The sequence below is a fragment of the Streptomyces sp. SM18 genome, assembly GCF_002910775.2.
In the GTDB taxonomy this organism is placed as follows: Bacteria; Actinomycetota; Actinomycetes; order Streptomycetales; family Streptomycetaceae; genus Streptomyces; species Streptomyces halstedii.
Map to the genome: position 1 here is coordinate 3,131,472 of NZ_CP029342.1, position 12,783 is coordinate 3,144,254.

General features: G+C 71.1%; 12 protein-coding genes. 6 read left to right on the forward strand and 6 right to left on the reverse strand.

Translation table 11 applies throughout. From position 1 onward, the window contains the following. Positions 1 to 8 precede the first annotated feature (8 nt). The 4 genes from B9S64_RS13880 to B9S64_RS13895 are packed head-to-tail and all read right to left on the reverse strand — an operon-like array spanning position 9 to position 2,987. Positions 9 to 569, reverse strand: a complete 561-nt coding sequence (locus B9S64_RS13880; protein WP_103493864.1) for an ATP/GTP-binding protein — start codon at positions 567 to 569, stop codon at positions 9 to 11. 3 nt (positions 570 to 572) lie between these two features. Next, positions 573 to 962, reverse strand: a complete 390-nt coding sequence (locus tag B9S64_RS13885; RefSeq protein ID WP_103493863.1) for a DUF742 domain-containing protein — start codon at positions 960 to 962, stop codon at positions 573 to 575. After that, positions 955 to 1,803: a roadblock/LC7 domain-containing protein gene (locus B9S64_RS13890; RefSeq protein ID WP_181012473.1), complete on the reverse strand. Its 849-nt coding sequence runs from the start codon at positions 1,801 to 1,803 to the stop codon at positions 955 to 957. Before B9S64_RS13890 ends, B9S64_RS13885 begins: the two co-directional genes overlap by 8 nt. Then, positions 1,800 to 2,987: an ATP-binding protein gene (locus B9S64_RS13895; RefSeq protein WP_103493862.1), complete on the reverse strand. Its 1,188-nt coding sequence runs from the start codon at positions 2,985 to 2,987 to the stop codon at positions 1,800 to 1,802. The genes B9S64_RS13890 and B9S64_RS13895 overlap by 4 nt, the downstream gene beginning before the upstream one ends. 444 nt (positions 2,988 to 3,431) lie before the next feature. On the opposite strand from B9S64_RS13895, the gene B9S64_RS13900 reads away from it, so the two are divergent. From B9S64_RS13900 to B9S64_RS13910, 3 genes are all read left to right on the forward strand, one after another. Next, positions 3,432 to 4,181, forward strand: a complete 750-nt coding sequence (locus B9S64_RS13900) for a Mut7-C RNAse domain-containing protein (RefSeq protein WP_103493861.1) — start codon at positions 3,432 to 3,434, stop codon at positions 4,179 to 4,181. A 98-nt stretch (positions 4,182 to 4,279) separates the two neighbouring features. After that, the gene (locus B9S64_RS13905; RefSeq protein WP_028441471.1) at positions 4,280 to 4,615 is read left to right on the forward strand and encodes a YnfA family protein; all 336 of its coding nucleotides are present in this window, start codon (positions 4,280 to 4,282) and stop codon (positions 4,613 to 4,615) included. Between the two features lie 132 nt (positions 4,616 to 4,747). Continuing rightward, complete coding sequence (locus B9S64_RS13910) at positions 4,748 to 5,506, forward strand: SDR family NAD(P)-dependent oxidoreductase (protein WP_103493860.1); 759 nt, start codon at positions 4,748 to 4,750, stop codon at positions 5,504 to 5,506. A gap of 48 nt (positions 5,507 to 5,554) precedes the next feature. Here the strand turns inward: B9S64_RS13910 and B9S64_RS13915 are convergent, their stop codons facing one another. Further along, a complete protein-coding gene (locus B9S64_RS13915) occupies positions 5,555 to 6,748 on the reverse strand; it encodes an RtcB family protein (protein WP_103493859.1) in 1,194 nt (397 codons plus the stop codon). A 172-nt stretch (positions 6,749 to 6,920) separates the two neighbouring features. On the opposite strand from B9S64_RS13915, the gene B9S64_RS13920 reads away from it, so the two are divergent. From B9S64_RS13920 to B9S64_RS35030, 3 genes are all read left to right on the forward strand, one after another. Further along, a complete protein-coding gene (locus B9S64_RS13920; protein ID WP_093821900.1) occupies positions 6,921 to 7,685 on the forward strand; it encodes a hypothetical protein in 765 nt (254 codons plus the stop codon). Between the two features lie 203 nt (positions 7,686 to 7,888). Then, on the forward strand, positions 7,889 to 8,713 hold the full coding sequence (locus B9S64_RS13925) for a DUF3558 domain-containing protein (RefSeq protein ID WP_103493858.1): 825 nt from the start codon (positions 7,889 to 7,891) through the stop codon (positions 8,711 to 8,713). Positions 8,714 to 8,895: 182 nt separating this feature from the next. After that, positions 8,896 to 10,785: a DUF2637 domain-containing protein gene (locus B9S64_RS35030; RefSeq protein ID WP_258038081.1), complete on the forward strand. Its 1,890-nt coding sequence runs from the start codon at positions 8,896 to 8,898 to the stop codon at positions 10,783 to 10,785. Positions 10,786 to 10,864: 79 nt separating this feature from the next. Here the strand turns inward: B9S64_RS35030 and lysS are convergent, their stop codons facing one another. Further along, complete coding sequence (lysS, locus tag B9S64_RS13935) at positions 10,865 to 12,628, reverse strand: lysine--tRNA ligase (RefSeq protein WP_030623157.1); 1,764 nt, start codon at positions 12,626 to 12,628, stop codon at positions 10,865 to 10,867. Positions 12,629 to 12,783: the final 155 nt, after the last annotated feature.

A 12,783-nucleotide genomic window follows, 5' to 3' on the forward strand; every position in this document is an offset into this window, starting at 1 on the left:
CAGGGCTCCTAGCCGAGTTGGGACATCAGGTGCGTCACGAGCGTGATGAGCGCCTGTGCGGAGGATTGCTCATCGCGTACGTCGCACGGCACCACGGGGGTCTCCTCGGAGAGGTTCAGCGCCTCACGCACCTCGTCGAGCGGGTAGTCGGTGGTGCCGTCGAAGTGGTTGACGCCGATGGCGTACGTCAGGCCGAAGCGCTCGACGAGGTCCAGGACGGGGAAGCTCTCGTTCAGCCGTTCGGGGGCGACGAGCACCAGCGCGCCCAGCGCTCCCCGGGACAGCTCCTCCCACATCTCCTTGAAGCGCTCCTGTCCGGGCGTTCCGAAGAGATAGAGGACCAGTTGGTCACTGAGGGTCAGCCGGCCGAAGTCCATGGCCACGGTGGTGGTCGTCTTGTTCGGCGTGCCCGACAGGTCGTCGAAGCCCTCGCTGGCCTCGGTGATCTCCTCTTCGGTCTGCAACGGCTCGATCTCGGAGATGGAGCCGATACAGGTGGTCTTACCGACGCCGAAGTGCCCCACGATGAGGATCTTCACCGCGTGCGAGACCTCTGGATCCAGGTACACGGGTCACGCTCCGAATCTGGTTTTCAGGCCGTCGAGCACGGCGCTGAGCAGTTCTCGGTCTGCTCGTTCGGCGCGCGGCACGGGCTTCCTCACGATGATGAGCCCGCTCCCCTCCATCTGCGCCAGGAGAATGCGCACGATGCCGAGCGGCAGGTGCGTGTGGCCCGCCACCTCGGCCACGGACAGGAAGCCGTCGGCGACCAGGTCCATGACCTCGCGCGCCTCCGGGGAGAGCGTCCGCGCCGCGGCGGCCGCGCCCTCCTGGGCGGTGACGAGGGTGGTGTGCCCGTACTCGTGCTCCGGGGGCAGCGCGTGCCCGTTCGTGATCACGAAGAGTGGTACTAACGGGGAGGTGAGCTCCAGTTCGTGGTCCGGCTCGTGCTCGTCACGCATGGCCCACCGCCTTGCTCCATGGCGCCTCAGGCGCCCTCAGCTTGGGCACCACCTCGTGCAGACGGGTGGCGAACTCCTCGATGTCGCAGTCGTGCTCGGCCGCCGCGGCCAGGAAGGCCCCGTCACCGGCCGCGATCAGGAAGGTCCAGCCGTGCTGGAACTCGATGACCGTCTGCCGCCACGCGGCGTCCTCCGGGGAGCCGGCGAACTGCGAGGTGACACGGCTGTAGGCGTGGATGCCCGTCATCGCGGCGGAGATGGTGTCCGCCATGTCCCGGCTCATCCCCGACGTCGCCCCGCGGGGCAGCCCGTCGGACCCCAGCAGCACGGCGTGACGCGCTCCCTGGACGTCGGTGATCACCTGGTCCAGGTCGGCGAGCACGAACCCCGACGGGCTCGTGCCCTCGCGCCGGGCCGAGGCCGCCCCGGCCGCCTCACCCTCCTCCTGCGCGCTCACTCTCGGCGGCGAGGTGAGGTTGTTGCCCAGCCGGGCCACCAGCCGGTGCATACGGAAGGAGATCTGCTGCATGTCGACGTCGGGCTCGGCGGCGGCGGCCAGATAGGCGCCCTGGCCCGCTCCGATCAGGAAGATCCACCCGTGGGAGAACTCGATGATCGTCTGGCTCCACTGCCGGTCCCCCACCGTCCCGGCGAAGTGCGCCGTGGCCCGGCTGAGCGACTGCATCCCGGCCATGGCCGCGGAGATGGTGCGTACGTCCTTCTCGGCCAGGCCCTCCGTGGCTCCGCGGGGGAGGCCGTCCGCGGACAGCAGGACCGCGTGCCGTGCCCGCGGCACGTTGCTCACGATGTCCTCAAGCATCCACGACAGGTCGGCGGTCATGCGTCTTCGGACCCTTCGAGTGACGATATGTCGAGGTTGCGGCCCGAGAGGGTGCCGCGCTGGAAGGCGCCCAGGCTGCGGCCCGACGCGCGGCCGCCCTCGGGCAGCCGCGACGTGGGCCGGGGGGCCGGGGCATCGGCGTCCGGGACGCTCGCGATGGGCGACTGGCGTGCTCCCCGCTTCGGCAGACCGTGCATCGTGCGCGAGCCGTTCTGCGGCCGCCCCTCGACGCGCCGGATACTGCTGACGGGTGCCTCCTCGGCCGGCGGCGGGGTCTCCTCCATGGTCCACAGCTCCTCGGGCAGCAGGACGACGGCCCGGACGCCCCCGTAGCGGGAGACTCCGGTGACATCCACCTTGAATCCGTACTGACGGGCGATCAGACCCACGACGGGGAACCCGAACTTCGGCTGGTTCCCCAGCTGCGAGAGCTGCGGCGTGATGTCGCCGGAGAGCAGCGCGGTCGCCCGCTGCCGGTCCTCGTCGCTCATGCTGACGCCGGCGTCGTCGATGACGATGCACAGGTTGCTCTGGACCCGCTGGAACGTTACTTCAATGGGTGCGTCGTGCTGCGAGAAGCTGGCCGCGTTGTCCAGCAGTTCGGCGACGGCGAGGGCGACGGGCGCGACCGCGGAGGCCTTCAGCGCGAGGCCGCCCTGCTGCATGATCTCGACCCGGTGGAAGTTGCGGATCTGGCCCTGGGCGCTGCGCACCACGTCGTAGACGCTGGCGGGCTTGTTGCGGCGGCCGAGCGGGGCTCCGCACATGACCGCGATGCCCTGGGCCTTACGGGCCATCTGGGCGTTGGCGTGGTTCACGTCCAGCAGGTCGGCGAGCACGGGGTGGCCGCCGTAGGTGCGCTGGATGTCGTCCAGGAGCGTGGTCTGCTCCGCCGCGAGGCTCTGAAGGAACCGGGCGGCCCCCTTGAGGACCGCCTTGGTGCTCTCCTCCGCCGCCTGCTCGGCCTCGCGGATGGTGCTGTCGTACTCGTCCTTGTGCTTGCGCAGCTCGGCACGGGAGACGGCCAGTTGGCCCTCCGTCGTGTAGATCTGCTGCGTCAGCGCGGCCTCGGACTGCCGCTTCTTCACCCCTAGGGCTCTACTGCGGACGAAGAGCACCACGACCGCGGCGACGGCTATCGCCGTCGACGCAACCAGGCACCATATGAGCGCGTCTCGATTCATGGAAACCTTTCCCGGCGCGTGGCATGCGGAGATCGACGGAGCACCTCGCGAGGATCCATGACACAGCCGCTCGGAACCGCCCGACCGCTGCTGGACTGAAGCAGGCCGACCTCGAATCAGCGCCTGAGTCGAGTGGATCAAGGTCGCAGATGCGGGGATGCTATCACCGCGCTTCCCACGGCCATCGGACTGCCCCTATAGGGGGATATGCCACCTCAAGCGCCTTTTGCTCACCCAGGATGGCAAGCGTTTTCGCAGCTGAAACGCCCAGTCTCCGCGACTGTCACAACAAAGACGTCCGCCGGACACAAACTCTCCAGAACAGTTCCGCCCCACCTCCGCCAACCGGCGCGCCGGGGCCAAGTGAATCTTTTGTGAAGACGGTGCGCCGGGGTGGGCGGAACTCCGTCGCCGCCACGTCCCGCCCGATGGCATCCTGACCGGGTGAACGGACCCGAGATCGACGTGGAAGTGGCCCCGGAACTGCGGCTCTTCGTCGCCCATGGACGCCGCCGGGGCAGCACCGCCGTCATCACCGACGGCTCCTCGACCCTGGGGCACGTCGTGGAGTCCCTCGGCATCCCCCTCACCGAGGCCGGGACGCTGCTGGTGGACGGCCGGACCGTGTCCGTCTCCCACATCCCGGGGCCCGGCGAACACGTCGAGGTACGCGCGGTGGAGCGTCCGCAGCGGGTTCCCGGCGCGCCCCTGCGCTTCCTGCTCGACGTCCATCTGGGCACTCTCGCCCGCCGGTTGCGCCTGCTGGGCGTGGACGCGGCGTACGAGAGCGAGGACATCGGCGACCCCGCGCTGGCGGCCCTCTCCGCGCGGGAGCGGCGCGTCCTGCTCTCCCGGGACCGGGGGCTGCTCAGGCGCCGCGAGATCTGGGCCGGCGCGTACGTCTACAGCGACCGCCCCGAGGAGCAGGTGCGTGACGTGCTCGGCCGCTTCGCCCCCGTACTCGCCCCGTGGACCCGCTGCACGGCGTGCAACGGGCGGCTCGCCGAGGCCGACAAGGAGACGGTGCGCGCCCACCTGGAGCGGGGCACGCGGGCGACGTACGACGTGTTCGCCCGGTGCACGGCCTGTGGGCGGGTGTACTGGCGCGGCGCCCACCACACACACCTGGAGGCGGTCGTGGCGGACGCGGTGCGGGAGTTCGGCGAGCCCGGCGGCGGGTCACCGGCCGGCTGAGTCCGTGCCGGAGGGCGGTCCCGGTGGGCCGGAGCCGGGCTCCCGGTGTCCCGGTGGGGCCGGAGCCCGGCTCCCGGCGGGCGTGACACGCTGTTCCCATGCTGCTCGCCCGCTCCGTCGCCCTCTTCGTCGTCGCCGCGCTCTTCGAGATCGGCGGTGCCTGGCTCGTCTGGCAAGGGGTGCGCGAGCACCGGGGCTGGATCTGGATCGGCGCCGGTGTCATCGCGCTCGGCGCGTACGGCTTCGTGGCCACGCTCCAGCCCGACGGCGACTTCGGCCGCATCCTCGCCGCGTACGGCGGGGTCTTCGTCGCCGGTTCGATCGCCTGGGGCATGGTCGCCGACGGTTACCGCCCGGACCGCTGGGACGTGACCGGGGCGCTGATCTGCCTGGCCGGCATGGCGCTGATCATGTACGCCCCACGCGACCACTGAGCAGCGACCACTGAGCAGCGACCCCTGAGCAGCGGCCACGGAGCAGCGCCCGGCCACCGGACGGTCACCGCGCTCCCCCTCCCCGGCTGCCTATCCTGGGCCCGTACCGATCAGCTGTCCGAGGAGTTCGCCATGGCCGCCACCCCCATCGCCGTCGTCACCGGTGCGAGCAGCGGTATCGGCGCCGCGACCGCCCGGCAGCTGGCCGCCGCCGGATACCGCGTGGTGCTGACCGCCCGGCGCGCGGACCGCATCGAGGCGCTCGCCGCCGAGCTCACCGAGGCGGGCCACCAGGCCACCGCGTACGCCCTGGACGTCACCGACCGGGCGGCGGTGGACGAGTTCGCCACCGCGTTCCGTTCGCTGGCCGTGCTCGTCAACAACGCGGGCGGCGCGCTGGGCGCGGACCCGGTGGCGACCGGCGACCCCGCCGACTGGCGCCAGATGTACGAGACGAACGTCATCGGCACCCTCAACGTCACCCAGGCGCTCCTGCCCGCCCTCACGGCGAGCGGCGACGGCACGATCGTGATCCTCTCCTCGACGGCCGCCCTGGCCTCCTACGAGGGCGGCGGCGGCTACGTCGCGGCCAAGCACGGCGAGCACGTCCTCGCCGAGACCCTGCGCCTGGAGATCGTCGGCACCCCGGTCCGGGTCATCGAGGTGGCGCCCGGCATGGTCAGGACCGAGGAGTTCGCCACCACCCGTTTCCGGGGCGACACCGAGAAGGCTGCGAAGGTGTACGCGGGCGTGGACGCCCCACTCACCGCCGACGACGTGGCCGACACGATCACCTGGGCCGTCACCCGTCCCAGCCACGTCAACATCGACCTCCTGGTGGTCCGCCCCCGCGCCCAGGCCTCCAACTCCAAGGTCCACCGCACGCTCTGACGGCCACCCGCGGTCCGGAGGAGCCCCCCGCGCCCCTCCGAACCCCGGTCAGCCCTTCACGCAGACGAGCTGCTTCAGCTTGGCCACCACCTCGACCAGGTCCCGCTGCTGGTCGATGACCTGCTCGATCGGCTTGTACGCGGCCGGGATCTCGTCCACCACACCGGAGTCCTTGCGGCACTCCACCCCCCGCGTCTGGTCCTCCAGGTCCTTCGTGGAGAACGCCCGCTTGGCGGCGTTCCGGCTCATCCGCCGGCCCGCGCCGTGCGAGGCGGAGTTGAACGACTTCGCGTTCCCGAGGCCCTTCACGATGTACGAGCCGGTGCCCATGGAGCCCGGGATGATCCCGAAGTCCCCCGACCCCGCCCGGATCGCGCCCTTGCGGGTGACCAGCAGGTCCATGCCGTCGTACCGCTCCTCCGCCACGTAGTTGTGGTGGCAGGAGATGACCGGGTCGAAGGTGACCCTCGCCTTCTTGAACTCCTTGCGCACCACGTCCTGGAAGAGGCCCATCATGATCGCGCGGTTGTACTTCGCGTACTCCTGCGCCCAGAAGAGGTCGTTGCGGTACGCCGCCATCTGCGGGGTGTCCGCGATGAAGACCGCCAGGTCACGGTCGACCAGGTCCTGGTTGTGCGGGAGCTTCTGGGCCTGGCCGATGTGGAAGTCGGCCAGCTCCTTGCCGATGTTCCGGGATCCGGAGTGCAGCATCAGCCAGACCGAACCCGCCTCGTCGAGGCAGAACTCGATGAAGTGGTTGCCGCTCCCCAGCGTCCCCATCTGCTTGGTGGCACGCTCCTGACGGAACTTGACCGCGTCGGCGACCCCGTCGAACCGCGACCAGAAGTCGTCCCAGCCGGTGGCCGGGAAGCCGTGCAGCCGTCCCGGGTCCACCATGGAGTCGTGCATCCCGCGTCCCACCGGGATCGCCTGCTCGATCTTCGACCGCAGCCGGGAGAGGTCCCCCGGCAGGTCGTTGGCGGTCAGCGAGGTCTTGACCGCGGACATCCCGCAGCCGATGTCCACGCCCACCGCCGCCGGGCAGACCGCCCCGTGCATCGCGATCACCGAGCCGACCGTCGCGCCCTTGCCGAAGTGGACGTCCGGCATGACCGCGAGCCCCTTGATCCACGGCAGGGTCGCCACGTTCCGCAGCTGACGCATCGCGACGTCCTCCACGGACGCCGGGTCCGCCCACATGCGGATGGGAACCTTCGCCCCCGGTACCTCTACATACGACATAACCCCTCTATTCCCCCGAAAAAACTGAAAGCGCAAAACCGGTGCCAAGGTCGGCATACAGGTCGGCCGACCGGCATTCACAGCGGCGCGTGCGATACACATTGTCTCCATCGGCCGCCGTCGAGCGGCAACTCGTTTTCCGTACCGAAGGGAGCCCGGTCCCGTGCGACCCATGGCGTACGTACCCGGCGTCGCGCTACTCGCAGCGCTCGTCGCCGGCTGCAGCGCCGGCTCCGGTGCCGGTGATTCCGGTGCCGACAGCAAGCCCGGCAGCCCCACGGTGACGGCCGCGCCCCCCGGCAAGTACCGGACGCTGCCCCAGTCCTGCCGCGCGGTGCCGCGTGCCACCCTGAAGGACCTGCTGCCCGGCGCCGAGGACCTGCCCGAGGAACAGCAGGAGAAGCTGTACGAGGGCACGCCCGCCGTGACCTACGACAACGACCGCAAGGTCGGCTGCCGCTGGAAGTCCGAGGCCCCGGACGCGTCCCGGAACCTGTCGATCGACTTCGAACGCGTGGTGTCCTACGACCCCGCGGTCAGCGACGACGACCGTGCCCGCGAGGTGTTCGCCAAGCAGCAGGACACCGCCCTGCCGCAGATGGCCGGCCAGAGCGGCGGCACCCCGTCCGGCTCGTCCTCCACCGGCTCCTCCACCACGCCGACCACCGGCACGGACGGCGCCGGTTCCCCGGACGACCTGCTGCCGCGCCTGCTCGACGGGCTCGGTGACGCCGCGTTCCTGGACGACGCGCTCACCCGGGCGGGATCCACCGCACAGCACCGCACCGTCAGCGTGGTGTTCCGCACATCGAACGTCATCGTGACCGTCCGGTACACCGAGCAGCCCGCACGCGTCACCGAGGTCCCCGACAGCAAGGAACTCCAGGAGAAGGCCCAGGCCCTGGCCCGGAATCTGTCCGAGACCCTCAGCGAGTAGCCCCGGCCGGGGCGGCGGCCACGGGTGCCGTCCCGTGCTCCCGGCGTCCCCGGCCGAGGCGGCGTCCGGTCGCCGTCCGTCGTACCGTGGCCCTCCGGAGCACCGGGCCGGGTCCCGGCACCGCTCCGGACCGCCCGCCCGACCGCCAGCACGACCGACCACCCGCACGACCGGGACCGCCGTGCCGTCCGAGTGAAGGAACCATGCACCGATCAGCCCCGCGACTGTCCCGCATACTCGTCTGCGCCGCCGTCCCGGTGATGCTCGTCGTCGCCGGCTGCTCGTCGGACTCCGGCGACGAGAAGGACACGGGCTCCTCCACCTCTCCCAGCGGCTCGGGGTCGGCGGAGCCGACCGTCGAGCCGGCGAAGTTCTCCGAGCTTCCGGACGCCTGCACCTCGCTCGGCAAGAAGACCATCACGGACCTGGTCCCCAAGGCGAAGACCAAGGGCGGCACGGCCGGGAAGTCCAGCGACACCTCGACCCGCGCCAGCTGCTCGTGGAACGGCCTGGACGACAACGGCGTCAAGGGCTCGCAGTACCGCTGGCTCGACGTCGGCTTCACCCGCTTCGCCTCGGACCAGTCCCTGGGCAGCGGTGCCGAGCGCGCCACGGCCGAGTTCACCAAGCAGGTCGCCAAGGCGCGCGCCGCGGAGGACGCGCAGAAGGTCGCCGCGGCCCCGGCCGAGGGCGTCGGCGAGGAGGCGACCGCCGTCACCTACGACCTCAAGAAGACCGGCGAGGACTTCAAGTACGCGACGGTCGTGGCCCGTACGGGCAACGTCGTCGTCACCCTCACCTACAACGGCGCGGGGTACGCGGGCGCCAAGACCCCCTCCGGCGCCGACATCCTCAAGGACGCGCAGAAGGCCGCCAAGGAGGCGGTGGCCTCGGTCGGCACCAAGGACGCCGACGACGAGACGTCCCCGTCCGCGTCCGCCTCCGCGAAGGCCTCGAACAAGAGCGAGGACAAGAGCGACGGCAAGGACACGGAGAAGGACGGCGCCAAGAGCGACGACAAGTCGTGACCTACGCCCGGCGCGGCCCCCGAAGCCGCTGACCAGACGCCCGCCGACGGAACCCGGCCCTCCCCCGAGGGCCGGGTTCCGGCCCCTCCCCACTCACCACGTCTCGTACACATGTGCCAGGCTGTGCCCGCGCCGGTTGCCGAAATGGGGCCGGTTCTTCGAAGTTCGGGAGGGGACTGCGGGTGGCCGCCATGCAGCTCACACGCACGCACAAGGTACTGATCGGGGTCGTCGTCGCCGGCGCGGTGCTCATCGCCGCGATCGGCTTCGCGGGGTCGTACGCCGCCGTGCGCGAACTCGCCCTGGAGAAGGGCTTCGGCGACTTCTCGCTGGTCTTCCCGATCGGTATCGACGCGGGCATCTGCGTCCTGCTCGCGCTCGACCTGCTCCTGACGTGGATGCGGATCCCGTTCCCGCTGCTGCGCCAGACGGCATGGCTCCTGACGGCCGCGACGATCGCGTTCAACGGTGCCGCCGCCTGGCCGGATCCGCTCGGTACGGGCATGCACGCGGTGATCCCGGTGCTGTTCGTCGTCTCGGTCGAGGCCGCCCGGCACGCCGTGGGCCGGATCGCGGACATCACGGCCGACAAGCACATGGAGGGCGTCCGCCTCACCCGCTGGCTGCTCTCCCCCGTCCCCACGTTCAAGCTGTGGCGGCGCATGAAGCTGTGGGAGCTGCGGAGTTACGAGCAGGTCATCAAGCTCGAACAGGACCGGCTGGTCTACCAGGCCCGTCTCCAGGCCCGCTTCGGCCGGAACTGGCGCCGCAAGGCACCCATCGAGTCGATGATGCCGCTGCGGCTGGCCAAGTACGGCGTCCCGCTCGCCGACACCGCCCCGGCCGGGCTCGCCGCCGCGGGCATCGAACCGGCGCTCCTGCCGCCCGTTCCGGCGCCGGAACCGGCCGCCGTGGAGACCGAGGCACGGCAGCCGCAGCTCCCGTACGTCCCGCAGCGGGCGGAACAGCCCGTACAGCTGCTTCACAAGGGACAGCAGGGGCAGCAGGTTCACCAGGAACAGCAGGGCCGGCCGGAACAGCAAGGGCATCAGGGCCGGCCCGGCCCCCAGGAGCAGCACGGCCACCCCGAGCAGCACGGGGCCCCGGCGCCGACCGGACCGCAGGCACCCCAGCAGCCCCAGCAGCCCCAGCAGGCCCAGCAGGCCCAACCTGCCCAGCAGGCCCAGCAGGCCCAGCAGGCCCAACCTGCCCAGCAGGCCCAGCAGATCCAGCACGCGCAGCAGCCCCAGCAGCCCCAGCAGCCCCAGGCCGAGTGGCCGCAGGAGGGTCCCGGCGCGCACCACAGCCCGTGGTTCGCCGCGCCCCAGCTCCCGGGCGACGCGGGGGACGCGGGCGAGAGGGCGTACGACCCGACGCAGGTGGAGGGCCTGGAGCCCACTCCGGTCCGGGTCCCCACCGGTCCCGGCGGCCGCACCCGGCCGCTCGGCAACGTGGGCACGATCGGCGCCGTCCCGCGCCCCCGTCTGCTGGAGCAGCAGTACGAGCACGAGGCGCCCTCGCACCCGGAGGAGCGGGACCAGTACCCCGGGCAGCAGGCCGATCAGCCGCACACCGGGCGGATTCCGGCCCCGCAGACCCAGGAGCAGCAGCCCCAGCCGCAGCAGACGCACGAGCAGCAGGCACCGGAGCAGCAGCCCCAGGCCCCGCAGGCCCAGGATCAGCAGGCCCAGCCCCAGCCCCCGCAGGCTCAGGATCAGCAGGCTCAGGACCAGCGGGCCCCGCAGCCCCGGCCGCAGAACGCCCAGCCCCAGCCCCAGAACTCCCAGCTCCAGTCCCAGACCCCTCAGCCCCAGGACGCCCAGCCGCCCCGCGACGCCCAGAAGGCGGCCGAGTGGGCGGCCGCCGAGGCGCAGTTCAGCGCGAAGGCGTACGAGGTGTTCTGCTCGTACACCCGTGAGAACCACGACTACCCGAACGCCGCGGTCCTCGACATCCACCTCGCCGACGGCCACAACGTCCACCATCCGCGCAGCGGTGCGCTGCTGCGCCGTCTGCTGCCGGGCTTCAAGCAGCGCTTCGACAGCGAGATGTCGGCCGACCACATCGCCTGACACACCCGCCTGCACACGAAGAACCGGGCGGGCCGTTCCCACGGCCCGCCCGGTTCTCGTGTCCTCACATACGGCGGGGTCAGGCGCCCAGCAGCGTCCGCACCCGGTCCGCCCCCACCGCGAGCAGCAGGGTGGGCAGGCGCGGCCCGGTGTCCCGGCCGACCAGCAGCCGGTACAGCAGCGCGAAGAACGACCGCTGGGCCACCTTCAGCTCCGGCGTCGGCTTGGCGTCGGGCTCCAGGCCCTCCAGGACCTTGGGCACGCCGTAGACGAGTGTGGTCAGCCCGTCCAGCGACCAGTGCGAGTCGAGCCCGTCCAGCAGCAGCCGCAGCGACTCGCGTCCCTGCTCGTCCAGGGAGCCCAGCAGATCCTTGTCCGGCTCCTGGCGCACGATGGTGCGGGCCTCGGCCGGGACCTGGGTGCTGATCCAGTTCTCCGCGCGGTCGAGCCGGGGGCGCGCCTCGTCGAGCGAGGTCAGCGGGTTCTCCGGGTCCAGCTCGCTGAGGATGCGCAGCGTCTGGTCCTCGGCTCCGGCGGTGATGTCCGCCACCGAGGCCAGCGTGCGGTACGGCAGCGGGCGCGGGGTGCTGGGCAGCTCACCGGCGGCCGTGCCGATCGCACGGGCGTACGCGGCGGCGTCGGCGGGCAGCACCGTGCCGTCGGCGACCTTGCGGCCCAGCGCGTCCCACTCGTCGTAGAGCCGCTGGATCTCCTGGTCGAAGGCGATCTTGAAGGACTGGTTCGGCTTGCGGCGCGCGTACAGCCAGCGCAGCAGCGGCGCCTCCATGATCTTCAGCGCGTCGGCCGGGGTCGGCACCCCGCCCTTGCTGGAGGACATCTTCGCCATGCCGGAGATCCCGACGAAGGCGTACATCGGGCCGATCGGCTGGACGCCGTCGAAGACCTCGCGGACGATCTGGCCGCCGACGACGAAGGACGAACCGGGCGAGGAGTGGTCCACCCCGCTGGGCTCGAAGATCACACCCTCGTAGGCCCAGCGCATCGGCCAGTCGACCTTCCAGACCAGCTTGCCGCGGTTGAACTCGTTGAGCCGGACCGTCTCGGCGAAGTCGCACGCCGAGCAGGTGTAGTTCAGCTCGGTGGTGGCGTCGTCGTAGGAGGTGACGACGGTGAGGTCCTTCTCGCAGTTGCCGCAGTAGGGCCTGTACGGGAAGTAGCCGGCCGCGTTCGAGCTGCCGTCGTCCTCGCTCGCCGCGCCGGAGCCCTCGGCGGCCTCCAGCTCGGCCTCGTCCACCTTCTTCTGCTGCGGCTTCTTGCCGCCGCCCTTCGCGCCCGCCGCGCCGTCCTTCTTGGTGCGGTAGCGGTCCAGGACCGCGTCGATGTCGGCGCGGTGCCGCATGGCGTGCAGGATCTGCTCGCGGTAGGCACCGGCGGTGTACTGCTCGGTCTGGCTGATGCCGTCGTACTCGACGCCCAGCTCGTCCAGGGCGTTCGTCATGGCCGCCTTGAAGTGCTCGGCCCAGTTCGGGTACGCGGACCCGGCCGGGGCGGGCACCGAGGTCAGCGGCTTGCCGATGTGCTCGGCCCACGACTCGTCCACGCCCTCGACGCCGTTCGGCACCTTGCGGTAGCGGTCGTAGTCGTCCCAGGAGATCAGGTGCCGCACGGTGTACCCGCGGCGGCGGATCTCGTCGGCGACCAGGTGCGGGGTCATGACCTCGCGGAGGTTGCCGAGGTGGATCGGGCCCGACGGGGAGAGCCCGGACGCGACGACGACCGGTTTGCCAGGCGCACGTCGCTCCGATTCGGCGATGACATCGTCCGCGAAGCGGGAGACCCAGTCGGTCTCGGTGCTGCTCTGACTGGAAGCCACGGTCGGCACGTCCTTCTCTCGTGTAGGACTCAATCGGGGAACCCCTACCAGGGGCACACCCATTCTCCCAGGTGCCGCCCGCAGCACGAAAACGACTATCCACAGGCGCGGAAACTGGTTGTCCACAGGCGCGAAAAACGCTTTACACCGCGTGGGATACTGGG

Bases quoted from the DNA above. Each gene is read 5' to 3' on its own strand.
- B9S64_RS13885 (WP_103493863.1), bottom strand. From the start codon at position 962: ATGCGTGACGAGCACGAGCCGGACCACGAACTGGAGCTCACCTCCCCG.
- B9S64_RS13890 (WP_181012473.1), bottom strand. From the start codon at position 1,803: ATGACCGCCGACCTGTCGTGGATGCTTGAGGACATCGTGAGCAACGTG.
- B9S64_RS13895 (WP_103493862.1), bottom strand. From the start codon at position 2,987: ATGAATCGAGACGCGCTCATATGGTGCCTGGTTGCGTCGACGGCGATA.
- B9S64_RS13905 (WP_028441471.1), top strand. From the start codon at position 4,280: ATGCTGCTCGCCCGCTCCGTCGCCCTCTTCGTCGTCGCCGCGCTCTTC.
- B9S64_RS13910 (WP_103493860.1), top strand. From the start codon at position 4,748: ATGGCCGCCACCCCCATCGCCGTCGTCACCGGTGCGAGCAGCGGTATC.
- B9S64_RS13915 (WP_103493859.1), bottom strand. From the start codon at position 6,748: ATGTCGTATGTAGAGGTACCGGGGGCGAAGGTTCCCATCCGCATGTGG.
- B9S64_RS13920 (WP_093821900.1), top strand. From the start codon at position 6,921: ATGGCGTACGTACCCGGCGTCGCGCTACTCGCAGCGCTCGTCGCCGGC.
- B9S64_RS13925 (WP_103493858.1), top strand. From the start codon at position 7,889: ATGCACCGATCAGCCCCGCGACTGTCCCGCATACTCGTCTGCGCCGCC.